This is a genomic window from Synechococcus sp. R55.8, from assembly GCF_047461895.1.
In the GTDB taxonomy this organism is placed as follows: domain Bacteria; phylum Cyanobacteriota; class Cyanobacteriia; order Thermostichales; family Thermostichaceae; genus Thermostichus.
The window spans coordinates 1-24742 of record NZ_JANSIB010000013.1 but is presented as its reverse complement, the minus strand read 5'-3'; the positions used below and the strand labels follow the sequence as shown (position 1 = coordinate 24742).

The following is a 24742-nucleotide window of genomic DNA, read 5'->3' as shown; positions in this document are numbered from 1 at the left end:
GGCGCGGATGCCGGGCTTGGTCAGGGAAGATGAGGACTTTTCCTTCTCCGGAGGCGCTGCGTCGGCTGCCAGCGGGGGCTGCCGATGGGGCCATCATTCTGGGCACGTTGGTTCTCCTGGCCTTGGTGGCGCAGGTGGGGGTAGGGGCTTTTGAGCGGTTTCAGCCCCCGGCGGTGGTGCCCCGGATCGACTTGGATCCGCGCAACCTGCCCTACTATGCGGCCCGCTCCACCTTGCGCATGTTCATTGCCTTGGCCTTTTCCACCCTTTTTACCTTGATCTATGGCTACATTGCTGCCAAAAGCCGCTGGGCCGAGCGCATTTTGATCCCTCTGTTGGATGTCTTGCAATCGGTGCCGGTGTTGGGATTTCTCTCCATTACGGTTACCGGTTTCATTGCCCTTTTTCCCGGCAGCTTGCTGGGGCTGGAGGCGGCTTCTATCTTTGCCATCTTCACCAGCCAAGTCTGGAACATGACCTTTTCCTTCTACCAATCCCTGCGCACGCTGCCTCAAGAGTTGGTGGAAGCGGCTACCTTGTATCGCCTGTCGGGGTGGCAGCGCTTTACCCAGTTGGAAGTGCCGGCGGCAATGGTGGGCCTCATCTGGAACGCCATGATGAGCTTTGGCGGAGGGTGGTTCTTTGTGGCAGCCAGCGAAGCCATCAGCGTGCTCAACCAGGAATACACGCTGCCGGGCCTGGGATCCTATGTGGAAGCGGCCGTACAGGCGGAGGATCTGCCCAAGCTGGGCTGGGCGCTCCTGACCATGGCCGGGGTGATCCTGCTGGTGGATCAGCTCTTCTGGCGGCCTTTGGTGGCTTGGTCGGATAAGTTTCGCCTGGAACAGAGCAGCGGGGCTGCTGCCCCCGAATCCTGGCTGTACGATCTGCTGACCACGGCGCGGATCCCGCGGCTGATCGGCAGTTGGCTTTCCCCCTTGGCAGAGTTGGTGGATCGGCTGTTGTCCTATCTGACTCGCCCGCACTGGGTGGATCCCCTCAGTCCTGAGGCCGAGCGACGCCGCGAGCGGCTGCTAACCCAGCTTTCCCGGGCAGCTATTGGCGGCATTGGGATTTGGATTGTTTATTTTGTGGCTACCACTGTGGGCTTTGGAGAGGTGATGCTGACCTTCGGGCTAGGGATCCTCACCCTGCTGCGGGTTAGCGTGTTGCTGGTGTTCGCCACGGTGATCTGGACTCCCATTGGGGTGGCCATTGGCTTTAATCCAAAACTGGCGAAACTGCTGCAGCCGGTGGTGCAATTCCTGGCAGCTTTCCCGGCCAATTTCCTTTTTCCCTTTGCCACGTTGTTTTTTATCCGCGCCCAGATCAGCATTGAGTGGGGCAGCATTTTGCTCATGTCGTTGGGGGCACAGTGGTACATCCTTTTCAACTCCATTGCCGGCGCCCAGAGCATCCCCACGGACTTGCGAGAAATGGCTGTGGATGTGGGCCTGCGGGGATGGCAGCGCTGGCGAAAGCTGATCATTCCAGGGATCTTTTCCGCCTGGGTCACCGGGGGAGTCACGGCCAGCGGCGGCGCTTGGAACGCCAGCATTGTCTCGGAGATTGTGGCCTGGGGATCCACCACCCTGACGGCTACGGGGTTGGGCACCTACATTGCTGAGGCAACGGCGGTGGGAGACTGGCCCCGCATTACCTTGGGCATTGGCATGATGAGCTTGTTTGTGGTGGGCATTAACCGTCTGTTCTGGCGACGGCTGTATCAGTTGGCGGAAGAAAAGTATCACCTTTAGTCTTTTCAATTTCTGAGGCAATATGAGCTCTGCAGCTTCCCCCGTTTTGATCGAGGTCGAGAAAGTCTACAAGCGCTTTCCTTTGCCAGAGGGCAAGGGGGAGTTTACCGTTTTAAGCCAGATTGACCTGCAGGTGCGGGCTGGGGAAGTCTTGGCTCTGCTGGGCCGTAGCGGCAGCGGCAAAAGCACCCTTTTGCGCATCATGGCGGGCCTGATCCCCCCCAGTCAAGGGCGGGTGCTGAGCAACGGCCAGCCTCTACGTGGGCCTAACCCAGATGTGGCGATGGTGTTTCAGAGCTTTGCTCTCCTACCCTGGCTGACGGTGCAAGAAAATGTGGAGCTGGGGCTGCAAGCCCGAGGGATCCCCCGCGAGATCCGCCGGCAAAGGGCCCTGAAGGCCATTGACCTGGTGGGCTTGGATGGGTTTGAGAGCGCTTACCCCAAAGAGCTTTCGGGGGGCATGAAACAGCGGGTGGGCTTTGCCCGCGCCTTTGTCTTGGAGCCCAAGGTGCTGTTTATGGATGAGCCCTTCAGCGCCTTGGATGTGCTGACTGCCGAAAACCTGCGGGGGGAAATTGATGAGCTGTGGAACGCCCAAGCCTTCCCTTCCCAAAGCATCCTCATCGTTACCCACAACATCGAAGAGGCGGTGTTTTTGGCAGATCGGGTGGTGATTCTGGGATCCAACCCAGGGCGGATCCGGGGGGAGGTGAGAATTGACCTGCCGCGGCCCCACGAGCGCACGGATCCCCGCTTTAAGTCCTTGGTGGACTACATCTACGAGATCATGACCAACCCCGAAATCGCTATTACGGGAGAGGTGGCCCTGCCTGCTCCGGTCGGTGATAAGGCGGCTTCCCCCTATGCCTTGCCTCTGCCCCATGCGCGGGTAGGCGGGATCAGCGGTCTGCTGGAGTTGATCGTGGAGTGGCCGCAAGGGCGGGCGGAGATTGCCGATTTGGCCGAGCGGCTGCAACTGGCCGTGGACGATCTGCTGCCGATTTTGGATGCGGCGGTGCTGTTGGGCTTTGCCGAGGTGGCCAGCGGGGTGGTGCAACTGACCGAAATTGGCCAGGACTTTGCCAACACCACCATCCTGCGCAGCAAGGATCTCTTCCGACAACAGCTATTGGCACGGGTGCCCGTGTTCCGCAGCATCTTGCAGACCCTGGAAGAAAAAGGCAGCCGCTCCATGCGGGCGGATTTCTTTTTGGACCTCTGGGATGAACATTTCCCCCACGCTGAAGCCGAACGGCAGTTTGCCACCGCCATTGACTGGGGACGCTATGCGGAGCTATTTGAGTATGACGCCTCGGAAGAACGGCTCTACCTGCCGGAGCCAAGCGAGAGCTCCACTCCTCGAGAGCCTGTTGGTCTTGACTCTCGTTCCGAGTGAGGCTCATCTTGCTCTGCCTTTCTCAAAGTTGCATCGTAAGGCAGAGGTATTATGCCAATTCCAGGAAGTCCCAAAATCTACCACATTACTCATGTAGACAACTTGCAAGGGATTTTGACATACCCCCCCGCTTTTAGGCAGGGGATTCTTGTTACTGGTTCTGCGACAGCACTTACTTCATCCGGTTGCCCCTCAAAAGCAGCGGTGCTTATCTCCCCAGTCGTTCCCCCAAGCGCTACGCGCGGGGCGGTTCCCTTATGCCCTAAGGTACCGTTCCATTCCACTCCAAGCATGTGCAGCCGCCGCTTCAGGATGTTCAGAGCTGCGTTCTGGTCCCTGTCCAGCTCAAACCCACACTTAGGACAGACATGAGTTCTTGTGGATAGGGTCTTTACTACCCTATGCCCACAGTTACTACAGTCCTGCGTGGTGTACTGCGGTGGTACAGCTACCACCGCTTTATCCCACACCTTGCCGTAGTAGTCTAACCACTGGGTGAATAGGGACCAACTAGCATCATGGATGGATTTAGCCAGATGACGATTCTTGACTAGGTTTTTCACCTGCAAGTCTTCATACGCCACGACGTCGTGAGACGCCACCACGCACCGGGCCTGCTTGATTGCCCAGTCTCTACGCTGGCGTTGCACTTTCAGATGCACTTTCCCTAGTCGCTTTCTTTGCTTGTGGTAGTTCTGGGATTGGGATTTTGCCCCTTTCCTGAACTTCCGACTTAATCTGCGCTGGTGCTGCTTCAACCTCCTTTCGCTGCGTCTGAGAAACTTTGGACACTCTACAGAGTTGCCGTTCTGGTCGGTGTAGAAAGCCTTCCAGCCCAAGTCAATGCCAATAACATTGCCTGTGTATTCTCCCTGCTCCTTGCGCTCCACATCCAAGCAGAACTGGGCATAGTACCCATCTGCCCTGCGTATCACCCGCACCCGATTGATTTTGGAGTTTAGGATATGGTGTCTTGCCTCACCATTGCAGTACAGGGCAAATGTTCCTGCGTTGAAGCCGTCGGTGAACGTGATGGACATGCCGTCAGGAGACAGCTTCCAGCCGGACAGCTTGTACTCGACCGACCGACAGTTCTTCTTGAACTGCGGATAGCCTTTCTTTGGCTCTTTGTTCTTGCAACGGCGGTAGAAGTTGGAGAGGGCAGACCAAGCTCTTTCGGCACTAGCTTGACGGGCGGCAGAATTGAGCTGGCGGGCGAAGGGGAACTCTTTGGCCAAGTCCTTGCAGAGGGAATACAGAACCGCTTTGGTCGCGCCCCGGTTATCCATCCAGTACCGTAGACACTTGTTTTGCACAAACTGCGCAGTGCGAATGGCTTCGTCCAGAGCTTGGTACTGCTCTGCTGTGCCGTTGAGCAGCTTGGCTTCTCTGACCAACATATTGCTATTTTAAAGTGCTACGCACCGCTACCGCGAACAGCGTTCCTGAAGGGATAAAACGGTCTGCGCCTTACATCCCTGCCCTCAAGGGCAGGGCTTTACGGCGTTTTTTCGGTAAACACTGGTGGGCTCCTCTCTGACGCAGCAGTACTCCAAAAAGGGGGGCCAGCGCGAACCATTGGCATGTCCAAAATCAAGCAACGTCGGATTAAGGAGCTGGAAGTTTCATGCCACCCTGGCACAAAAGTCGGCGACTATGTTCCTTTTTACTTTTGCCCCCGCTCGATCATGCTCTACGTTATCCATTGCGCGAACCATCCCGAATTGACCTATCGCGGTGGGCAGACTCCGATCGTACATCTCGAAGCAGACCTGTATCGGGTCATCGCCTGGGCTGATCACAATGGGGTTCGGTGGGCTTTCTCCCTCTCCAACGCGGGTGCACGCTACGCCGAGTTCCGCTCACAACCCGACTGTCTTGGCGAGCTGGACTGGAATGCCATCGTTGCCAGGGATTTCCGCGACCCAGATATCAAAGAGCGCAAACAAGCAGAATTTCTCGTCCACCGCTATTTCCCCCTTGATCTCGTTGAAAGGATCGGGGTGTGCCAGGCCAGCGTAAAAGACAGAGTCAACCGAGCATTGACGGGGAGTAAGTATAACCCTGCAGTTGAAGTCCATGTCGATTGGTATTTTTAGCGGAGGGAGGCCATGGCCCTTGAGTACTGTATCGGAGATATCTTGGAAGCGGATGCGGAGGCGCTGGTCAATTCCGTTAACTGCGTTGGCGCCATGGGCCGTGGCATTGCCCTGCAGTTTAAGAAGGCCTGGCCTGAGAACTTCAAGGCCTACGCGGCAGCTTGCCGACGGGGGGAAGTCCAACCGGGCAAAATGTTCGTTTTCGAGACCGGAAACCTGACCAATCCGCGCTACATCATCAATTTCCCCACAAAACGCCACTGGCGGGGGAAGTCGCGGATCGAGGATATAGAAGCTGGGCTGAAGTCCCTTGCCGAGGAGATCAGGCATCTTGGTCTGCGCTCAGTCGCTTTGCCACCCCTAGGCTGCGGCCTCGGGGGTCTTCATTGGCCCGATGTGCGCTCCCGCATCGAGCAGGCGCTAGCAGAACTTCCCGACGTCCACATCCTTGTCTTTGAGCCCACCGGGCCTCAGCCTTTACCGAAGAGCATGCGCCGTGGGCAGGTTCCTACCCTAACTCCGGGAAGGGCGGTGCTGGTGGGCCTCATGGAACGTTACACCAACGGCCTACTGGTTCCCTTCGTTTCCCTGCTCGAGCTGCACAAGCTGATGTACTTCCTGCAGGAAGCCGGGGAGCCGCTTCGCCTGCGATTTACAAAGGGCGTTCATGGACCCTACGCCGAGAACTTGCGGCATGTTCTCAAAGAAATCGAGGGATATTACATCTCTGGGTACGGCTCGGGCGGTGATCGACCAGACAAGAAGCTGGAACTGGTGCCCGGTGCTGTCGAGGAAGCCCATAGATATCTCGCTGGACAGCCAGAGACGAGAGAACGCTTTGAGCGTGTCAGCGACCTCGTGGAGGGCTTTGAGTCGCCCTATGGTCTAGAATTGCTGGCTACTGTCCACTGGATCGTGACTCGTGGGCACCCTTCTACGACGGCAGAGTTGGTGGAAAGCTTCTACGCCTGGGGAGATAGAAAACAACAATTCAGTAGCAAACAGATCCTGCTTGCCGCTCGAGTTTTGGCAGAGAAGGGGTGGTTCAAGGCACTTCCAACAGAGCCGCTTGCGGCCAGCCGAAGCCAGTTCGAAACACGGCCCTAGCGCTCTGCACTACTTCCGGTCTGGAACCTGCGAACACGACTACCCCTTGCCTGCAGCAAGTACCTACTCATAAATCCAGCTTTGGGCAACCGGTGTCCAGCTCACCAATTCCGACTCATCGAACCAAAGGGCGATCTCCCGCTGCGCGGTTTCAACTCCATCGGAGCCGTGAATGAGGTTGCGGCCAATGTCGATGCCAAAATCGCCGCGAATGGTGCCCGGTTCTGCCTCCAGGGGGTTGGTCTTGCCGATGAGCTTACGGGCGGCAGCAATCACCCCTTTGCCCTGCCAGACCATAGCCACCACCGGCCCCGAGGTAATGAACTTCACCAAACTGTGGAAGAAGGGGCGCTCCTTGTGTTCGGCGTAATGGGCTTCCGCCAGCTCTTGGCTCACTTGCACCAGCTTCAGGCCCACCAATTGGTAGCCCCGGCTCTCCAGGCGCTGGATGATGGTGCCCACCAGCCCCCGCTGCACGCCGTCTGGCTTGATGGCAATAAAGGTGCGCTCCATGGGATCTCCCCTCGTTTTACAGATCTTCACCGCTATCCTTGTACCGGATCGGGGATCCCGAGCGCAAGGGAGCAAAATTAGCGCTTTTTACGCGCCCACCACTGCCAAGGTCAGGAAGGCAGCCCCCACCACTGTAATCGCCCAGCCGGCCCAGCGGGTTAAGCCAGGGATCCGCAACCCCCAGCGTTCTGCTGCCCAAAGGGCCAGGAGAGCTACCCCATACTGGACGGTGCTCAACCCCAGTAGATATCCCACCCAAGGCATGGGTTGGGCGCCGATAATGGTTTCGGCGTAGGCATAGCCATGGAATAGCCCCGCCAGGGATCCCCCTATTAGCAAGAGCCAACTTGGGATCTGCCGCGGTTGCACCAGCAGCAAGCCGAAGAGAACCACGGAAGAGGCAATGGCCAGCTCCGTCAGTCCCAGGGGATCCCAGCCGGCCAGGTGGATCCCAGTGCCCACCAGACCCGCTAGCACAAAGCCCAGCGGGATCCCGTAGCGCCAGGGCTGCCCCGCCGCCACAAGACCGATGGCCACGACGAAGGCCAGGTGATCCAAGCCAATGACAGGGTGAGCCAGCCCGGAGAGAAATCCCTCCCAGGCCGTTGCAGGCAGTTTCCCTCCCAGGGCGTGGTGGGCAAAAGCCGGCGAAAAAAACCCCGTAACTGCCAGTGCACCCCCAGCAGCGGCAAAGCTGGGGATCCCTTCCTTCCGCCACCGCCCAAGCGGCGATGGGACTTGCTGCCACAGCCAAGACATGCTTTTGGACCTCCCTGAGTTCTCTCAATAGCTGCCCAGATCTCCCAGTCTAGGGGCGCTCTCTGTACCCTTGCAGATTTTCCGGCTCAAACTGGCGCAAAATCCGCGTGGCTTCGCGGAGGCGGGTTTCGTTCTCTTCTTCCACAATGAGCACGTACTTGCCCGCAGCGAGGCGGTTGCGGTAAGCCAAAGCATCGCCGGAGCCACCAGACAAGCCCACTCCGCCGCCGACGAAAAAGCTGCCCATGGCCCCGCCCATCGCGCCCAATAGGCCGCCGATCAGGTGGTTGCCTATAGGTCCCGCCCAGGCAAAGGTATCCAAACCACTCAAAACGCTGAACCCCACCCCGGCCAAAAAGCCAAAGGGCACCAACCAAATGGCCAGGCGCCGCATCTGACGGCGGGCCGCTTGGGCCGGGTCAATCAGCCCAAACTCGTCGGCACTCTTGTAGCCCCGCCCCAGCAGATGCAATCGCTCCAGGGAAAAGCCGGCTTGTTCCAGGGCGCTGTAGGCCGCCTCAGCGGCTATGCGATCCGGCAGTACCGCGATTAAATAGCTCATGGACCCGGGGATCCAATCCGTTCCACATCTTATTGTCTGCCAAGTTTGAGCGAGGATCCCTGTGACCCAGTCTGGCTCCACTAGCGCTCCATCTACTAGCCTCTACCAGCGCTTTTACGAAGTGGTGCGGCGGATCCCGCCGGGCCGAGTGGCCACCTATGGGCAGGTGGCGCGGGTTGCCGGTTACCCCGGCTATGCTCGCCAGGTGGGCTATGCTTTGTTTCGCCTGCAAGGCCAAAACACCGACATCCCTTGGCACCGGGTGATCAACGCCCAGGGCTGCATTTCCTACTCCCCTTTTCGCCTGGGCTACGACGACCTGCAGAAAGCGCTGCTGCAAGCCGAAGGGATCCACTTCGACGCCGAGGGCCAGGTGGACTTGCAACAATTTGGCTGGGATCCAGGGGAAGTTTAACCTAGGCTTGACCTAACCTTAAACAGGTCATAGCGAAACCCCAATCCCAGCCTTGGTAACGTGAACGCGGATGCGTCCTCTCTTGTGGATGGAGTGAAGGAATTGTCATGAAACCAGCTTGCCGTGCTCGAGGGTCTGCCCCTGCCAAGAGATGGCTCCCGGATTGGCTGAACCCTCTGGCCAGGTCCCTGTGGGTCGGGTTGTGGTGTTTGGTGCTGAGCCTGGCCAGCGCCTGCGGTAGCAGCAGCTCGGTTCCCCCAACCGGCGGAGGGGCTGGGTTTATCGCCTCGGATCCCAATGTGGCTCTCTCGACTCAGCCGCCCGCTTTTACCCTGCAAATCCTACATGCCAGCGACTTGGAAGCCTCGATCGCTGCCGTACAAGATGCGCCGCGCTTCTCGGCGGTGGTGAACGCTCTGCGCCCCCAATTCCCAAATACGGTGGTGCTCTCCAGTGGGGACAACTATATCCCCAGCCCCTTCTACAATGCCAGCACGGATCGGTCTCTGCAAGGCCGTTACAACCTCACCCCTGGCAAAGCCGATATCGAGATCATCAACGCCATTGGCTTTGAGGCGGCTGCCTTCGGCAACCACGAGTTCGACCAAGGCACGCGCCAAATTCGCGACCTCATCCGGCCCGACACTGGCCGCGGCTACGCTGGGGCTCGTTTTCCCTATCTGAGCGCCAACCTCAGCTTCAGCGGTACCGGCGAATTGGCTAGCTCTGACTTTGCCGCTGATGGTCAAGAGGCCAGCTCTATCCGCGGCAAGATCGCCAAGACGGCGGTGATCACGGTAGGAGGGCAGCGGATCGGTCTGGTGGGAGCCACCACCACCCGTTTGGCGGCCATCTCTAGCCCCGGCCCCGAGGTGAGGGTAGAAGGCAGGGTGGACGATACTGACCAGGTGAGTGCCGCTCTAATCCAGGGCTTCGTCGATCAACTCACCGCTCAGGGCATCAACAAAATTATCCTCCTAGCCCATCTGCAACAGTTGCAAAACGAGGTAGCCCTGGCCAGCCAATTGCGAAATGTGGACATCATCATTGCCGGCGGATCCCACCAGGTGATCGCCAAGCCCACCGATCGCCTGCGCACTGATTTGCCCGATACCCGCAGGGGTGACTACCCCATCTTGCGCTCCTCCGCCAGTGGTCAACCGGTGGCGGTGGTCAACACCGGCTCCAACTATCGCTACGTGGGCCGCCTGGTGGTCAGCTTTGACGCCAACGGGGTTATTGCCCGCATTGACCCGGTGAGCGGTGCCTATGCCACCGACGACCAAGGGGTAGCAGCTGTCAGGGGCACCCCCAATCCCGACGTAGTGCGGATAGCCAACGAAATTGGCAACATCATCCGCACCAAGGATGGCCGCACCTTTGGCTCCACCACTCAATTTCTCAACGGCCTGCGGGCAGAGGTGCGCACCGAGGAAACCAACCTGGGCAACCTCACCGCCGATGCCAACTTGGCCTACGCCAGAACGGTCGATCCTTCTACGGTTATCTCCCTGAAAAATGGCGGTGGCATTCGCGCTCCCATTGGGGCTACCACCGGCGGCGGCGGCGGTGAGCCGGTGCGGCGCATCCCACCGGTGGCTAACCCTGAAGCCGGCAAGCAGTCCGGTCAAATCTCTCAGCTGGACATCGAAACGGCCCTTGCTTTTAACAACGGCCTCTCTCTGTTGACCGTCACCGCTGAGGAACTGAAGCAGATAGTGGAACACGGGGTGGCGCAAACCCAGCCGGGAGCTACGCCGGGCCGCTTCCCCCAAATTGGCGGCTTTGCCTTTAGCTTTGATCCCTCGCGGCCACCGGGATCCCGCGTCCTCTCCTTGCGGGTGGATACGCCCACAGGTCGGGATGTGGTGGTGCGCAACGGCCAAGTGCAAGGGGATCCCAGACGCACCTTCCGCCTGGTGACCCTGGACTTCTTGGCCAACGGTGGGGATGACTATCCCTTCCCTCGCCTGTCCAACCCCAACCGGGTGAACTTGGCCCCCAGTTCCGGCATCACCTTCGATACCCCCGGCAGCGAGCAAGATGCCTTGGCTCGGTATTTGCGGCAGATCGGCGTGTTCACCCAAGCAGACACCCCGCCTGCCCAGGATACCCGCATCCAGAATCTGTCGGCCCGCCCCGATACGGTGCTGCAAGGGCTGTAGATTGGGTTAATGGACTGAGGCGGATGGATCCGGAGGAGTAGGGATTCCGATGCCAGACTCACTTCTTGCAAAAGGGGAGAGTGGCTTGGGTTAATTCCCTCAGCAACGCCATAGAAAATGTCTTGAGCTTTTTAGGAAAGACTACAGGAAGGGATCCCTGGCCAGTGTCAAGGATCCCTTTTCTTTTTCCTACTCCTATCCCTGCTGGTGTTACTTGGCAACGTTTACCGGGGTGCCCAGGCGGGCCGTGAACCTTGCGGGCATTGCCCACAATAGGTGGATTTGTATACGGATTGAATTGCTTCCTCAAGGAGGAATCATTACCATCAAGGGTGACGTTCGCTCCTTTTGCTGTTCATGACTCTGGAGACGTTTTTTACCCAGCTCAACGCCAATGGCTTAGCCATTGCGCTTTTGCTCTTTGCCACCCCTTGGGTGGTTTGGGTTCTCTGCGACTGGATCCCAGGCCAATGGGAGGAGCCTTTTTTGCTCAGCTTAAGTATCGGCTTGGGAGCGGTAACTCTTGTCCTCTGGGCGGGCTACTTGGCCTATGCCACCAACACCGCCGGCTGGCAGGCGGTGGTGAAGCAGGCGGATATGTTCTTGCTGCTGGTGCCTCCCTGGACTTTTCTTAGCTCCATCTGGGTGGCGCGGCAGCGCATGCCTCTCTCGCGGGTGCCGGCTTTTCGCACCTTGCAAGGGATCGGCATTTTGGCGGCAGTCTATCTTATTTTTTCTTGGCTCAGTCGCCGGGTTTATCTTGTCTTTTTTTCCTACATGCCCTTTTCGGCTTTCTTGTGGATCCTGGCAGGGCTGTTGGGGGTGGCGTACATCGGCTATCGCATCATCTTCGGGGATCCGCCCAAGTACCCGCCTGAAACCTGAGGGGACGGACAGCAGGGACTAAAATCAAGGGAGACCTTTTGCAACTTGGCAATGGTGACCGTCCCTCTGACTTCAGCCCTGAATATCGACTATCGTCCTCTGCAGGAGCTGTTATCGGCGGGAGCCTGGCTGGAGGCGGATCGGCTGAGCCTACAACTGCTATGTCGGGCGGCAGGAGAGGGGGCGGCGCGGCGGGGCTGGCTGTATTTTTCCGAGGTGAGCCGGATCCCGGTCGAGGATCTGCGCACGATCGATCGCCTGTGGCGGGCGGCCTCCGGGGATCGCTTTGGCTACTCGGTGCAGCGGCAACTGTGGCTGGGGGTGAATCGCAACTGGGAGCGCCTTTGGCCCCTCATCGGCTGGAAACAGGGCTACCACTGGACTCGCTACCCCGACGAGTTTACCTGGGATCTGTCTGCCCCCAAAGGCCACCTACCCCTCTCCAATCAACTGCGGGGCGTGCGGGTGCTGGAGGAGTTGCTCACCCACAAGGCTTGGGAAGAAGTGTCTGGCTGAGCATCCCTGGTTACTGGCTGAATCATAATTGGACTGGACTGTGGCCGAGCAACTGCAACTAACCCAATTTCCCAACTTGCCCATCGACCTGGCCCAGGCCTGTGAGCAGGCCATCCAGGCCACACGGCTGGCTATGCAAGCAGGATATCGCCGCCTGCTCATTGAGATCCTGGCTCCTGAGATTAAACCGGAAGTCTTGGCCCGTCCGTTTTTGGAGCTGCTGCAACCGCCTGCTTTGGTGCTATTCAGCGATGCCGGCGGAGCAGCCCTGGCCCAGCGGGAATGGGGATCCCTGCCAGAAGGGATTGAATTACAGAGCTTGACTTCCCGGACTCAACCTACCCCAGAACAGAGCATCCTGTTGGTGATGCCCGCGGTTTACAGCTTGGATCAGGTGGAGCGGGTTTGCCAAGCGGTCAGTGGCGGGGATCCCTCTGGGCTGGCTTCCAAAGGACGGGATCCCAAACCCGTCGTTCTCCTCAACCCCCAATTGCAGGATGCCGCCACCGTGGGGGTGGGTCTGGCCGGTCGCCGACTGCGTCAGCGGTTCCTGAGCACCTTTGAGACCAGCTACTACCTGCGCTCCCTGGTGGAGGGGGCCCTGTTTCGGGCCTATCCGGATCCCTGGAGCGTGTGGCAGCAGGAAGAGCCCGGCCTCTACAGCGTCTTGAAGACTTTTATTGCCCAGCCCACCGGCGAGGAAGTGGCCGAACTGTTCAGGGCCAGCAAGGGAAAGGATCCCTGGTGGAGCTGGCGGCGCTGGCTGGGATCCCTGTGAGGGTCAGGATCTCATGGGGAGAGAGGCCAGGGGTGAGGGTTAGTACTATCTCAAACTCTTTTAATAAAGACTATAAAGCTCCCCGCCTCATCTCTATTTCGGTGATATGATCACACCACGCTAGGAGTGTCTGGGGATCCCCCCCAGGCTGAGATTACATCCTCAGAACCTGATCTGGTTCATACCAGCGTAGGAAAGCGAGCACTGGAGTTGACAACATGCGCAGCGAATGGGTTGCCCGTCGCCGTGGGCAAGCAAATGTAACGCAGATGCACTTTGCCCGTCAGGGCGTGATTACCGAAGAGATGGAGTACGTGGCCCGGCGGGAAAACCTGCCGCCGGAACTGATCCGCTCGGAAGTGGCCCGGGGTCGCATGATCATCCCTGCCAACATCAATCACACCAACCTCGAGCCGATGTGCATTGGGATCGCTTCCCGGTGCAAAGTCAATGCCAACATTGGCGCTTCCCCTACTTCTTCCGGCTTGGCCGAAGAGCTGGAAAAGCTGAAATTGGCCATCAAATACGGCGCCGATACCGTTATGGATCTGTCCACCGGCGGGGGCGATTTGGATGAAATTCGCACAGCCATTATCCAAGCTTCTCCAGTGCCCATTGGCACGGTGCCCATCTACCAGGCCCTAGAAAGCGTGCATGGCAATGTCGAAAAACTCTCGGCAGAAGATATCTTGCATATTATCGAAAAGCAGGCCCAGCAAGGGGTGGACTACATGACCATCCATGCCGGGATCCTGATCGAATATCTGCCGTTGGTGCGCCATCGCCTGACGGGAATTGTTTCTCGTGGGGGTGGGATCCTGGCCCGTTGGATGTTGGCCCACCACAAACAAAACCCGCTTTATACCCACTTCCGCGACATTATCGAGATTTTCAAGAAATACGATGTTTCTTTTAGTCTGGGAGATTCTTTGCGACCGGGATGTTTGCACGATGCCTCTGATGAGGCGCAACTGGCGGAGTTGAAAACCCTGGGCCAGCTGACCCGCATGGCCTGGGAGCACGATGTGCAGGTGATGGTAGAAGGGCCGGGGCACGTGCCGATGGATCAAATTGAATTTAACGTGCGCAAGCAAATGGAGGAGTGCGACGAAGCTCCCTTCTACGTTTTGGGGCCTTTGGTAACCGATATTGCGGCAGGCTATGACCACATCAGCTCCGCCATTGGGGCGGCCTTGGCTGGCTGGTATGGTGCGGCAATGCTCTGCTACGTCACCCCCAAGGAACACTTGGGTTTGCCCAATGCTGAGGACGTGCGCAACGGCTTAATTGCCTACAAAATTGCCGCCCATGCTGCCGACATTGCCCGTCACCGGCCTGGGGCCAGGGATCGCGATGATGAGATGTCCAGAGCTCGCTATAACTTCGACTGGAACCGACAATTTGAACTGTCTTTGGATCCAGAACGCGCCAGAGAATATCACGACGAAACCTTGCCGGCAGATATCTACAAAACGGCAGAGTTCTGCTCCATGTGTGGGCCAAAGTTTTGCCCCATGCAAACCAAAATGGATGCAGAGGCTTTGAGTGAGCTGGAGCAGTTCTTGGCCGCGCAGCCAACAGGGTAAGCCTTGGCCCATCCCTGCCCTGAAGGCTTGAAAAAGGCCATCGTCTGTCTCGCCTATGGACTGGGTTGGGATCCCAGCCTCAAGCTGTCAAAAAGTTGGGTCTAAAGTTCTGTCCTACCGCAGGGATCCCTGCCCTTTGCGGCGGGGAGTGTGTCAAGCTGATCTGTAGAAGAACCATTGCAGTTGGCTCAATTGAGCACAGAGGATGACATGGCACTTAGACAACTCGGGCATGTCGCCATCCGGGTAGAAGACATCCCCAAGGCGGTGGAGTTCTACCAAAAGCTGGGCATGGTTAACGTCTGGCAGGATCCCGACTGGGCCTACATGAAGGCAGGAGAGGATGGGCTGGCGCTATTGGGGCCGGGCTACCGCGCGGCAGGGCCTCACTTTGGCTTTGTCTTCGACAACCTGGAGGAGCTTCGGCAAGAGCACCAGCGCCTGAAATCCCAAGGGATCCTGGTGGGGGAAATCCACAGCCACCGGGATGGCACGGCCTCTTTCTATGGCAAGGATCCCGACGGCAACCTGTTTGAGTTTTTGTATGAACCTGCGGGAACCTTCGACCAAGCCAAGGCAGCCCAAGCCACAGCTTGACTTAGCACCTTGAGGGCGCTCCCCCAAGTACTCTCAGTTTGTCCAACGCAAAGGGATCCTCTTGTACACAGGGGATCCCCTTTTTGACCAGCATTTACCCGACTTGAGCCAGTGGGAGCTGCCCACTCAGTCACCAGATCTGCTGGAGGTTTGCACGTACAAAATCACCAGGAAGATGGCGGGCACCAGAACGACTAAGAGAGTGGCCAAGATGCCCAGGTAGTTCGTCTCCATAACTCACAAATGCCACAAGCCCAACTGGCAGTCAGCATACCACTCTTGAGTACGACTTGCCCAAAGGGAAAACGGGCGGGCCAAGGCTAGGGCTTGGTTTTGACGGAAACATCCCCCAACACCTTGGTCTGGCAAGCAAGGCGGTAGCTGTCGGGCTTGCGCTTGAGCTTGCGGTTTTCCGCCTCGGTGCGAGGGGAGAGGTTCTCGGATCCCTCGACAATCTCCACCACACAGGTGCCACATTGGCCGTTGCCGCCGCAGTTGAGCAGCTTGGCCATCATTTTGTAGAGATCGATCTGGTTTTCCAGAGCCTTCAAGCGCAAGTTAGCGCCTTCAGCGACGAAGATCTCTCGGTTCTCGTTGACGAAGCGAATCGTTGCCATACCCCTGCCAGAAACCACGACACCTTTCAGCCTGAGCCAGGAGAGCGCTCACAGTTGCTAAGTACTGTAACATTTTAAGTCATATTTTTAATCTCCGGCGAGAGATCTGGGAAGATGATACCTAAAGTGAGACGGCATCCTGCCTGAAGCCACTCAGGTCGGTAGCGTTTCGTTATACTGTTTGATGCCCGTGATGGAAATTCTGAGAGCGATATCCTCTTGGGTGCGCTCAGGGGTTCAAGCGGGTGCGGTACCCCCCGACTCTGAAGAAACTGCTCGGGTCAGGATCCTAGGTAAGATGTCGGCTTAATTGTTTGACTGGATATCGCGTAAGTGTTGGAGAACGTGGAGGACCGAGCTTTATGGGACTACCGTGGTATCGGGTCCATACGGTTGTACTGAATGACCCAGGTCGCCTAATCGCGGTTCACCTGATGCATACCGCTCTGGTAGCAGGTTGGGCCGGGTCGATGGCGCTCTATGAAACGGCCATTTTCGATCCGTCGGATCCTGTCCTGAATCCGATGTGGCGTCAGGGCATGTTTGTCATGCCATTTATGGTTCGCCTGGGGGTGGTCAACTCCTGGGGCGGTTGGAATATCTACGGCGAGAGCGTTGCCAATGCGGGCTTCTGGACGTTTGAAGGGGTAGCCACTGCCCATATCGTTTTGTCCGGCTTGCTCTTCTTGGCTGCCTGCTGGCACTGGGTGTACTGGGATCTGGAGCTGTTCCGGGATCCCCGCACCGGCGAGCCGGCTTTGGATCTGCCGAAAATATTTGGGATCCACCTGCTGTTGGCCGGGATCCTCTGCTTTGGGTTTGGCGCCTTTCACCTGACGGGGGTGTTTGGCCCGGGGATGTGGGTGAGCGATCCCTATGCGACGACGGGACACGTCCAGCCGGTAGCACCGGAATGGGGGCCAGCCGGTTTTAACCCCTACAACGCCGGAGGGGTGGTGGCCCACCACATTGCTGCAGGCATCGTGGGCATCATTGCAGGTCTATTTCACATCACGGTACGCCCACCCCAGCGCCTCTATCGCGCTCTGCGAATGGGGAACATCGAGACGGTGCTTTCCAGCTCGATTGCGGCGGTGTTTTTTGCCGGTTTTGTGGTGGCCGGAACCATGTGGTACGGCAGCGCCACTACCCCTGTGGAGCTGTTTGGTCCCACCCGATACCAATGGGATTCTGGCTATTTCAACCAGGAGATTAACCGCCGGGTAAATGCGGCTATGGAAGCCGGGATGACCCGCAGCGAGGCCTACAACTCCCTGCCCAAATCTTTGCTCTTCTACGACTACGTGGGCAACAGCCCGGCCAAGGGGGGTCTGTTCCGAGCTGGCCCCATGAACAAAGGGGATGGCATTGCCATCGAGTGGCTGGGCTACCCGGTGTTCCGTGACCGCGAAGGGCGGGAGCTGACGGTGCAGCGGATGCCCAACTTCTTCGAGACCTTCCCGGTTATCCTGCGGGATGCCGATGGCGTGGTGCGGGCAGACATTCCCTTCCGTCGGGCAGAGTCTCGCTATAGCTTTGAGCAGGTGGGCGTGACGGTGGAGTTTTACGGCGGCAAGCTGGACGGTCAGGTGTTTACCGACCCGGCAACCGTCAAGAAATATGCCCGCCAGGCCCAGTTGGGTCAGTTGTTTGAGTTCGACCGAGAAACCCCCAAGGCGGACGGCACCTTCCACACCAGCCCCCGCGGTTGGTTTACCTTTGCTCACGCGGTCTTTGCCCTGCTGTTCTTCTTTGGCCACATCTGGCACGGCGCTCGCACTCTCTTCCGCGATGTGTTCGCCGGTATTGACCCCAATATGAGCGAGGAAATGGTGGAGTTCGGCGTCTTCCAGAAAGTAGGGGATCCCACTACCCGCAAGGTGCAGGAAGCCTAGAGCCCTTTTCGGCGATGCCGTCGGCACTCTGCTTCACTTTGGAGATGGGGTGCTGGCGGCTCCGAGTTAATCTGGAATCAAGCCCCCTTAGAAATGGAGGTTTTGTATGGAAGCCATCACCTACACCTTTATCCTGTTTTTGACGTTGGGCCTTCTGTTTTTCGCGGTCGCCTTTCGGGAAACTCCGAGAATTACCAAGAAGTAACCCAGGGTAGTGGCTGCCGTTCCTGCTGTGCCGGGCTCAAGCAAGGCAGAGGGAAGGTCAGTCTCTTTTGAGATTTGTGGTTTAGGCTTAGTTCTGGATGGGGCCGGAGCTCTCTCCGGCTTTCCTATTTGCGGTTGGGTAGCGGCAACTCGGAATGGAGTGATTCCAAAATAAGATTCCAAAATAAATAGTCAAGTAGCGGCAACCTGAGGATCCTTCCTTTTGGGAGAGGAGGGGGGAGTTCTCAGAGCTACTGAGACCCTTTTCGGTACTCTTCAGTACTCTGTAGGAGAACGCTTGTCCTACTGCTCAAATTGAACTCGCTAAGGATGCCTTAGGATGGCTTTTGAGATCGCCGGGACAGCTTAGCCTGGGTTCAGATTCAAGACTGGGTTAACGATGGCAACAGTGCTGCTGGTGGAAGATGATCCAATCAACGCCCGTGTTTTTGAAAAGGTGTTGCGACGGCGGGGTGGGTTTGAGGTCTTTCACAGCCAGGATGTGGAGCAGATCCTGCAGCTGGCCCAGGCCCGTGAGGTAGATGTCATTTTGCTGGATGTTTCCCTGTCCCAGAGCACCTTTCGCGGCGAGGCGGTGGACGGGATCCGCATTGCCCAACTGTTGAAGGCGGATCCAAAAAGCCGCTCCATCCCCATTATTTTGGTGACGGCCCATGCGATGCGGGGCGACCGCGAGGCATTCTTGGCCCAGAGCGGGGCGGATGGTTATATCGCCAAGCCAGTGGTGGATCACGAGGAGATGGTGAATCAAGTTCGCCAGGTGTTGTCTCAAGGGCCGAGGCAGGAGTGAGCTGTCCCGGAGAAGAATGGAGAAGAAGAATTAGGCGGCGAAGCTGTGCAAAATCGACTGCCAAAAGGGGATCCCATCTTGCCCTGGCAAATCGGGATCTGCTGCCCGCTCAGGGTGGGGCATTAAACCCAGAATCCGACCGCTGGGATCGCAAATGCCGGCAATATTATCCACAGAGCCGTTGGGCGCAACCGGAGCATAGCGAAGGACGACCTGCCCTTGATCCTGCAATTGCTTGAGGGTATCCGGGTCGCAGGTATAGCGGCCTTCCCCATGGGCGATGGGCAGGGCTAGGGTGGATCCCTGGGGATACGCGCTTGTCCAGGGGAGATCCTGCCGTTCTACACGGATCCCCACTCGGTCGCAGATAAAGTGCAGGTTGGCATTGCGCACCAGCGCCCCCGGCAGCAGGCCCGCCTCTGTTAAGATCTGAAAGCCATTGCAGATGCCCAGCACATAGCCCCCTCGCGCCGCGTGCTCCTTCAGGGATCCCATCACCGGGGCAAAGCGAGCAATAGCCCCGCACCGCAAATAATCCCCATAGCTGAAGCCCCCCGGCAGCACCACCACATCCAGCCCCGACAAATCCGTCTCTCGGTGCCAGATCAGCCGCGTTGGGCAGCCCAAGAGGCCGCGGGTTACCCAGGCTACATCTCGGTCGCAGTTGGAACCCGGAAAAACAACAACGCCAAACCTCACGCCAGCCATTGGGATCCCTTAAGTGAGAGGAAAGAAGATGGTCAGATTAGAGGGATGGAAGAGGGGTTGGGGGTATTTTTGGAATGGCCATCAGATCAACCCCAAATCGCGTGAACCCATCAAATTAACCACCGATGGCAGCCACTTGGATTTGATAAGTCTCAATCACCGGGTTGGCCAGCAGTTGATGGCACAGCTCATCCACCTGGCGGTGGGCGGTCTCGGCGTCGGGGGCCTCTAGCTGCAGTTGGATATGCTTGCCAATGCGCACCTGCTGTACCTGGGTATGCCCCAGCTGATGCAAGCTGGACTGAACCGCAGCCCCGGCGGGATCGAGAACAGAGGGGCGTAGGTGAATCTGAATATGGGCCTGGAACTGCATAGAATAAAGGCTGGATCTGTTACCAGTGTATCAGTCGGATCATCACAGCTTTGGGTTCAGTCATGGATGCGTCGCGCGTGGTGGCCATTGCCCACAACGTTTTCCGGGAAACGATTCGGGATCGGATTCTCTACCTGGTGATGGTATTTGCGGTGGCCATGCTGGGAGCCACTGTTTTGATCCCGCAGGTGGCCAACCAGGCCCACAACAAAATCATTGCCGACCTGGGGTTGGCGGCCATTCACTTCTTCGGCCTGATCGTGGCCATTTTCGTGGGCACAGGGCTGGTGAATAAGGAGATTGAAAAACGCACGGTGTATGTGCTGATCGCCAAACCCATGAGCCGGGCAGAGTTCATTGTCGGCAAGCATCTGGGCCTATCGGCGCTGCTGTCGGTGCTGGTGCTGCTGATGACGGTTGTGTTTCTGCTGAGCTTGCTGCTGGTGCAGGCCCCGATCCCCCTTTTGGCCATTCTCTGGGCAACAGTCTTCACTTTCTTAGAGCTGGTGCTGATTGTTGCCGCAGCCCTGCTGTTCGGGGTTTTCACTTCCTCGATTCTGGCCACCCTCTACACCATTGCCCTGTTCCTGATGGGCCATGCCAGCCGCGCCCTGCTGCAACTGAGCAAGCTGGTGAAAGATGCCGGATTTGGCAAACTGTTTGAGGTGATTTATTTGATCCTGCCGGATTTGGAGCGCCTCAATTTGAGAGATGCTGCGGTTTACGGCCAAGTTCCGCCCCCAGCAGAACTTCTCGGAGATGCACTGTACGGCTTGGTTTACACCCTTTTGCTGCTGATTCTGGCAGTGTTGGTGTTCGCCCGGCGTGAGTTCTGACGTTACCTCTTCCCCCATGCGTTTTTTCCACTTCTATACGCCCGAACAGGTGCCTTCATCTGGGATCCCGGAGTGTGCGGTGGCCATTGATGTGCTGCGGGCCACCACCACCATTGCCACAGCGCTGGCAGCAGGAGCAGAAGCGGTACAGGTGTTTGCCCACCTGCAGCAGCTCCAAGAGGCAAGCCAAAACTGGCCGGCTTCCCAGCGGCTTTTGGCCGGGGAACGGGGGGGCAAAGCGGTGGCGGGGTTTGATCTGGGCAACTCCCCCCTCGACTACACTCCCGACCGCGTGCGGGACAAGCGCATCTTCCTGAGTACCACCAACGGCACGCGCAGCCTACAGCGCCTGGAAGGGATCCCAGTGGTGATTACAGCAGCCCTGGTGAACTTGGGAGCCGTGGTGGATTTTCTCAGACGGGGCTCCTTTGCCGAGGTGTGGCTGGTGGGATCCGGGTGGGAAGGGGCCTTTTCGCTGGAAGATACTGCCTGTGCCGGAGCCATCTTGCATCGCCTGGGCTGCTCTTTGAACCAGTTGGGCAACGACGAGACCTTGGCGGCCTTGGCCCTCTACCAAACTTGGCAGGACGATCTGCTGGGTTTGTTGAGGCGCTCTAGCCACGGGCAACGGTTGTTGGGTCTGGGGCCGGAAAACGATAAGGATCTGGCCTATTGTGCCCAGCTGGATCGTCTCTCAGTGGTGCCCCGACAGGTTCAGCCAGGGGTTTTGGCCAACGGCAGGTAGATTCTGGACAGGTGGAGCGACCTGTGGATCCCACCACCCTCTGAGCTGGAAGTAGGCGGCCATTGTCAGCATGGGCTGGATCTCAACAGGCCGGGCGTAGGCTTGGGGATCCTTCCACGCCAGATATGGTCTTCGGCTAACCTGCTTGTGCCGTGTCGGGAGCGATGCCCAGCGCTTTCTGGTGCAGCCACGCCTGCCATTCCCCTGGGATCAGCTTGTTGTTAAACGCATCGCCAGAAACAAACATATCCCGCTGATTCTGGGCCAACACAAAAATGGAGCGGCGATCGAAATGGGAAGTGAGCTTGTAGAGGGTGTAGGGGCCTTCTGAGTAGAGGGTCAGCGTTTCTTGATCCAGACCGTGGCGGCTGCTTTGGCCATAGGCCCGCAAGACCATGTTGATCAATCGCTCATAGTGCATAGACCGCAGATTAGAAAGCTACACAGAACATAGACAGATATTACGGAAGCCGCTGCCAAGGCCCGAGCGGCTCAGGTGAACCCAGCATAACAAATCCCCCTGGATGGCCACGCAACGCTAACGCGAATGAAAACGCGAATGGACAAGATGCAGCGTCAAATGGGGTAAGAAAATGCGATAGAACTTAGGGCAGACCCTCATGTAACCCTCTTGCACAGGCAACCCCCCATGGCCAACATGGCGCCCCGCCCACCCCACCCCACAGAGCCTGTCCGCATTGGCATTGTCGGCGCTTCCGGCTACGGAGGGGTGCAGTTGGTGCGGCTGCTGAGCGAGCATCCCGGCGTGCAGATCACCTACCTGGCTGGGCAAGACAGCGCCGGCAAGCGCTACGGGGATCTCTATCCCCAGTTGGCCCAGGCCGTGGATCTGACCGTTCAGCCGGTAGAGGTGGATCGCATTGCCGCCAACAGCGATGTGGTGTTTTTGTCTCTCCCCAATGGGCTGGCTGCTGAGCTGGCTCCGCCTTTGCTGGCCAAAGGGTGCAAAGTCTTGGATTTGTCGGCAGATTACCGCTTTCGCAACCTGGCCACCTACCAATCTTGGTACCGCATGGGTCAGACGGATCCCAACTGGCCCAGCCCTGCCTATCGCCAGGCCAATGAGCAGGCGGTCTATGGGTTGCCGGAACTTTACCGCGAGGCGATTGCCCAAGCCCAACTGGTAGGCTGTCCCGGCTGCTATCCCACTGCCTCGTTGTTGGCGGTTGCCCCTCTGCTGCGGCAGGGGTTGGTGGAGCTGGACAGCCTCATTTTCGATGCCAAATCCGGCGTTTCGGGGGCAGGTCGTACCCCCAAGGTGGGATCCCTGTTTGCCGAAGTGGACGGCTCTCTGGCAGCCTATGGAGTGGCCCAGCACCGCCATACGCCCGAGATCGAGCAAGCCTGCACCGACCTGACCCACACCCCCATCACCGTGCAATTTACGCCCCATCTGGTGCCCATGGTGCGGGGGATCCACGTCACGTTGTATGCCACCCTGCGGGATCCCGGCTTTGTGGGGGAAGATTTGCTCACCATTTACAACGCTTTCTATCGCCAATCTCCCTGGGTGAAGGTGCTGCCGCGGGGGGTCTACCCGCAAACCAAATGGGTCTCCGGCACCAACACCTGCATGATCGGGGTGGAGGTGGACAGCCGCACCAACCGCGTTATCGTCCTGTCGGTGATCGATAACCTGATGAAAGGGCAAGCCGGGCAGGCAGTGCAGTGTCTCAACCTGATGATGGGATGGCCGGAAACGTTGGGTTTGCCTCGGCTGGCGTTTTACCCCTAGCTATAATGCCCGTGATCCCCTTGAAGCGGATTCTGTCCATGTCTGAACCCCTGAATCCCCCTTTCCATTCCGAGCCCCAAAACGCCTCGCCCAGCTCAAAGGTTGCCTCAGATGCCGTCAATGGCGCTGCTGAGGGCCTGAACTGGGAGGAGCTGTGGCGGCAGCTGGAAGCGGGCTGGCAGGATCTACCCCGTCGCTCCGAAGAGACGGTGCAACAGACCCTGGCTCGCCTGCAACTGGAGTGGGGCGGGCTGTGCCGAGAGGCGCGGGATCGGCTGCAAAGCGCTCTGGAACAGTCGAGAACGGCGGGATCCCCAGAGCCCATCCACCGAGAGCTGCAAGCGCTCTTGCCCCTGCTTAACCCCTGCCAATGGGAAGTGGTCATTGGCTCTTTGCGGCAGGCTGCGGATCGCGCCTGGGTGGCCAGCTTGCTGTATCACGGCTTGCAGGAAGCGGCCTATCCAGAGGCGGAAAGCCACGGGATCCCTTCTTGGGCTCGGACGCTGACCTCTGACCAACGCTCTGCTCTGGAGGCGATGAGTGCCCGTGCCTATGGCAACAGCCGCCTGCCTTTGGTGATGGACAAAAGCGGCCAGATTCAAGTAAAGGCCTCAGCCGCCTTGTTGGCCGCCTTGATCGCCATCGAGATCGGCAGTGTGGGTTCGGCAGGTGCCTTGTCCTTGCTGGGCACACCGGAGCTGCGCAAGCTCTTGAATGCCGAGGGCAAGCTGCGGCGAACTGGCTTAAAACAGGGACGAACTGCCCTCACAGAAGAAGAATGGCAAACGCTGCGCCGTTGGCTGGATCCCAAGGGATCTCCTCCCGACTGGTATCTCAATCTCACTCAAGTGGGGATCCAGACCACCCAAGTGGGGGACTATGCGGCACGGCGGCTGCGGGAGTTTTTCCAGAGTGAGTGGATTAAGCTCGTGATCCCCCCCTTGTATCACCTGGTCATCGATGCAGTGCGGCTACTGACGGGAGAAGTGTTTCTCAGTGTGGGCACCACCCTGGAATCGGCTTTGGAATCGGCAGAGGCAGAGCGGCGACTGGAGTTGGTGCTGCAAGCCTTGCCCCAGGCGCGGAACATTCCCAGACCCAACCAGATCCAGGCTGCCATCCCTGCTGTGGTGGAAGCTGCCGAGAAACTCCTCAGACCCCTGCTGGCCCGCCAGTTGATGACGGTGGCGGACATCTTCGATCCGCCCATTCGCAACGAGAGCCTAAATGAATTGGGGCGGCAGCTCAACCTCTGGAACCCCTTCCAGTTTTTGCTCACCTGGAGCACGGCCGGCTGGCTGGAGGCCCTTCTGGATCAGATCAGCGAGTTGCAGCAGACCTACCCAGAAATGCCCCTGTGGGAGAGCTATCGCCAGGGCCTTGAAACGGCAGTGCAAGCTCCACGGGTGATGGATCAGGCGGAGGCTCTGCGTCTAACGGCCAAGAGTCTGGATCCCAAGTTGGATCCCTTGGAAGATTGAGTAGATGATGCATAGGGAAGAAAATTTCCTACAGCATCCACAAAGTGAGGCTGGCAGGCTAGGTGGAATCTTTTCTACGCCAAAGACAAATCTGCACGGGTTGTAGAGGGTGGCCGGCGGACTGGTCTCCAGCCTATTCCCAAGTTAGCCATCCAGGCGGCTAGGAAAACTCCATCCACTC

The 24742-nt window shown here is 58.3% G+C and carries 27 protein-coding genes and 1 riboswitch; of the genes, 18 read left to right on the top strand and 9 right to left on the bottom strand.

The annotated features are described in order from the left end of the window. Window positions 1-29 precede the first annotated feature (29 nt). Both NW829_RS02580 and NW829_RS02575 read left to right on the top strand, forming a co-directional pair. Window positions 30-1757 carry an ABC transporter permease gene (locus tag NW829_RS02580; protein ID WP_011431934.1) on the top strand — a complete coding sequence of 576 codons (1728 nt, stop codon included), beginning with the start codon at window positions 30-32 and terminating at the stop codon, window positions 1755-1757. Window positions 1758-1779: 22 nt separating this feature from the next. Then, window positions 1780-3153, top strand: a complete 1374-nt coding sequence (locus NW829_RS02575) for a nitrate/sulfonate/bicarbonate ABC transporter ATP-binding protein (protein WP_414413538.1) — start codon at window positions 1780-1782, stop codon at window positions 3151-3153. An 89-nt stretch (window positions 3154-3242) separates the two neighbouring features. On the opposite strand, the gene NW829_RS02570 is transcribed toward NW829_RS02575, so the two are convergent. Continuing rightward, window positions 3243-4553, bottom strand: a complete 1311-nt coding sequence (locus NW829_RS02570; RefSeq protein WP_414416361.1) for an RNA-guided endonuclease InsQ/TnpB family protein — start codon at window positions 4551-4553, stop codon at window positions 3243-3245. 63 nt (window positions 4554-4616) lie between these two features. Here NW829_RS02570 and NW829_RS02565 point away from each other — a divergent pair, with 63 nt between their 5' ends. Together NW829_RS02565 and NW829_RS02560 are read left to right on the top strand one after the other, a co-directional pair. Beyond that, the gene (locus NW829_RS02565; RefSeq protein ID WP_414416366.1) at window positions 4617-5252 is read left to right on the top strand and encodes a DUF4433 domain-containing protein; all 636 of its coding nucleotides are present in this window, start codon (window positions 4617-4619) and stop codon (window positions 5250-5252) included. A 12-nt stretch (window positions 5253-5264) separates the two neighbouring features. Then, complete coding sequence (locus NW829_RS02560) at window positions 5265-6359, top strand: macro domain-containing protein (protein WP_414412969.1); 1095 nt, start codon at window positions 5265-5267, stop codon at window positions 6357-6359. A 63-nt stretch (window positions 6360-6422) separates the two neighbouring features. On the opposite strand, the gene ndk is transcribed toward NW829_RS02560, so the two are convergent. The 3 genes from ndk to NW829_RS02545 all read right to left on the bottom strand — a co-directional run bounded on the left by ndk (window position 6423) and on the right by NW829_RS02545 (window position 8193). Beyond that, complete coding sequence (gene ndk, locus NW829_RS02555; RefSeq protein WP_011431937.1) at window positions 6423-6872, bottom strand: nucleoside-diphosphate kinase; 450 nt, start codon at window positions 6870-6872, stop codon at window positions 6423-6425. Window positions 6873-6959: 87 nt separating this feature from the next. Then, window positions 6960-7631, bottom strand: coding sequence for a HupE/UreJ family protein (locus tag NW829_RS02550; protein WP_011431938.1), 672 nt, complete (start codon window positions 7629-7631; stop codon window positions 6960-6962). A 49-nt stretch (window positions 7632-7680) separates the two neighbouring features. After that, the gene (locus NW829_RS02545) at window positions 7681-8193 is read right to left on the bottom strand and encodes a hypothetical protein (protein ID WP_011431939.1); all 513 of its coding nucleotides are present in this window, start codon (window positions 8191-8193) and stop codon (window positions 7681-7683) included. 61 nt (window positions 8194-8254) lie between these two features. Here NW829_RS02545 and NW829_RS02540 point away from each other — a divergent pair, with 61 nt between their 5' ends. The 7 genes from NW829_RS02540 (at window position 8255) to NW829_RS02510 (ending at window position 15135) form a co-directional block, all read left to right on the top strand. Then, window positions 8255-8608 (top strand): MGMT family protein, encoded by a 354-nt coding sequence (locus NW829_RS02540; RefSeq protein WP_414329999.1) that lies wholly within the window; start codon window positions 8255-8257, stop codon window positions 8606-8608. A gap of 212 nt (window positions 8609-8820) precedes the next feature. Next, entirely contained in the window at window positions 8821-10773 is a 1953-nt protein-coding gene (locus NW829_RS02535) for a bifunctional metallophosphatase/5'-nucleotidase (RefSeq protein WP_414416365.1), read from the top strand. Between the two features lie 357 nt (window positions 10774-11130). Beyond that, the gene (locus NW829_RS02530) at window positions 11131-11658 is read left to right on the top strand and encodes a hypothetical protein (RefSeq protein ID WP_011431942.1); all 528 of its coding nucleotides are present in this window, start codon (window positions 11131-11133) and stop codon (window positions 11656-11658) included. A 51-nt stretch (window positions 11659-11709) separates the two neighbouring features. Further along, on the top strand, window positions 11710-12174 hold the full coding sequence (locus NW829_RS02525; RefSeq protein ID WP_414412967.1) for a GUN4 domain-containing protein: 465 nt from the start codon (window positions 11710-11712) through the stop codon (window positions 12172-12174). A 28-nt stretch (window positions 12175-12202) separates the two neighbouring features. After that, on the top strand, window positions 12203-12952 hold the full coding sequence (locus NW829_RS02520; RefSeq protein WP_414412966.1) for a DUF1995 family protein: 750 nt from the start codon (window positions 12203-12205) through the stop codon (window positions 12950-12952). Between the two features lie 112 nt (window positions 12953-13064). Beyond that, window positions 13065-13165, top strand: a riboswitch (TPP riboswitch). 5 nt (window positions 13166-13170) lie between these two features. Continuing rightward, window positions 13171-14538 (top strand): phosphomethylpyrimidine synthase ThiC, encoded by a 1368-nt coding sequence (gene thiC, locus NW829_RS02515; protein WP_414412965.1) that lies wholly within the window; start codon window positions 13171-13173, stop codon window positions 14536-14538. Window positions 14539-14748: 210 nt separating this feature from the next. Continuing rightward, the gene (locus NW829_RS02510) at window positions 14749-15135 is read left to right on the top strand and encodes a VOC family protein (RefSeq protein WP_414330014.1); all 387 of its coding nucleotides are present in this window, start codon (window positions 14749-14751) and stop codon (window positions 15133-15135) included. Window positions 15136-15261: 126 nt separating this feature from the next. Here NW829_RS02510 and psbM read toward each other — a convergent pair whose 3' ends face one another. Together psbM and NW829_RS02500 are read right to left on the bottom strand one after the other, a co-directional pair. Then, window positions 15262-15369, bottom strand: a complete 108-nt coding sequence (psbM, locus tag NW829_RS02505) for a photosystem II reaction center protein PsbM (RefSeq protein ID WP_071818137.1) — start codon at window positions 15367-15369, stop codon at window positions 15262-15264. Window positions 15370-15455: 86 nt separating this feature from the next. After that, window positions 15456-15752, bottom strand: coding sequence for a 2Fe-2S iron-sulfur cluster-binding protein (locus NW829_RS02500; RefSeq protein ID WP_011431947.1), 297 nt, complete (start codon window positions 15750-15752; stop codon window positions 15456-15458). A 362-nt stretch (window positions 15753-16114) separates the two neighbouring features. Here NW829_RS02500 and psbB point away from each other — a divergent pair, with 362 nt between their 5' ends. The 3 genes from psbB (at window position 16115) to NW829_RS02485 (ending at window position 18662) form a co-directional block, all read left to right on the top strand. Then, window positions 16115-17647 carry a photosystem II chlorophyll-binding protein CP47 gene (gene psbB / locus NW829_RS02495; RefSeq protein WP_011431948.1) on the top strand — a complete coding sequence of 511 codons (1533 nt, stop codon included), beginning with the start codon at window positions 16115-16117 and terminating at the stop codon, window positions 17645-17647. 106 nt (window positions 17648-17753) lie between these two features. Then, entirely contained in the window at window positions 17754-17852 is a 99-nt protein-coding gene (locus tag NW829_RS02490) for a photosystem II reaction center protein T (protein ID WP_011431949.1), read from the top strand. A 399-nt stretch (window positions 17853-18251) separates the two neighbouring features. After that, a complete protein-coding gene (locus tag NW829_RS02485) occupies window positions 18252-18662 on the top strand; it encodes a response regulator (RefSeq protein ID WP_414416360.1) in 411 nt (136 codons plus the stop codon). A 30-nt stretch (window positions 18663-18692) separates the two neighbouring features. Here NW829_RS02485 and purQ read toward each other — a convergent pair whose 3' ends face one another. After that, window positions 18693-19370 (bottom strand): phosphoribosylformylglycinamidine synthase subunit PurQ, encoded by a 678-nt coding sequence (purQ, locus tag NW829_RS02480; RefSeq protein WP_414416359.1) that lies wholly within the window; start codon window positions 19368-19370, stop codon window positions 18693-18695. A gap of 115 nt (window positions 19371-19485) precedes the next feature. Then, window positions 19486-19743 carry a phosphoribosylformylglycinamidine synthase subunit PurS gene (gene purS / locus NW829_RS02475; protein ID WP_414330213.1) on the bottom strand — a complete coding sequence of 86 codons (258 nt, stop codon included), beginning with the start codon at window positions 19741-19743 and terminating at the stop codon, window positions 19486-19488. A gap of 62 nt (window positions 19744-19805) precedes the next feature. Here purS and NW829_RS02470 point away from each other — a divergent pair, with 62 nt between their 5' ends. Both NW829_RS02470 and NW829_RS02465 read left to right on the top strand, forming a co-directional pair. Continuing rightward, complete coding sequence (locus NW829_RS02470) at window positions 19806-20579, top strand: ABC transporter permease (RefSeq protein ID WP_414330211.1); 774 nt, start codon at window positions 19806-19808, stop codon at window positions 20577-20579. A 16-nt stretch (window positions 20580-20595) separates the two neighbouring features. Further along, a complete protein-coding gene (locus tag NW829_RS02465; protein WP_414374436.1) occupies window positions 20596-21324 on the top strand; it encodes a 2-phosphosulfolactate phosphatase family protein in 729 nt (242 codons plus the stop codon). 136 nt (window positions 21325-21460) lie between these two features. Here the strand turns inward: NW829_RS02465 and NW829_RS02460 are convergent, their stop codons facing one another. Then, the gene (locus tag NW829_RS02460) at window positions 21461-21745 is read right to left on the bottom strand and encodes a hypothetical protein (RefSeq protein WP_011431955.1); all 285 of its coding nucleotides are present in this window, start codon (window positions 21743-21745) and stop codon (window positions 21461-21463) included. Window positions 21746-21973: 228 nt separating this feature from the next. Here NW829_RS02460 and argC point away from each other — a divergent pair, with 228 nt between their 5' ends. Then, window positions 21974-23080, top strand: a complete 1107-nt coding sequence (gene argC / locus NW829_RS02455) for an N-acetyl-gamma-glutamyl-phosphate reductase (protein ID WP_011431956.1) — start codon at window positions 21974-21976, stop codon at window positions 23078-23080. Window positions 23081-23118: 38 nt separating this feature from the next. Then, the gene (locus tag NW829_RS02450; protein ID WP_414350448.1) at window positions 23119-24561 is read left to right on the top strand and encodes a hypothetical protein; all 1443 of its coding nucleotides are present in this window, start codon (window positions 23119-23121) and stop codon (window positions 24559-24561) included. Window positions 24562-24742 lie beyond the last annotated feature (181 nt).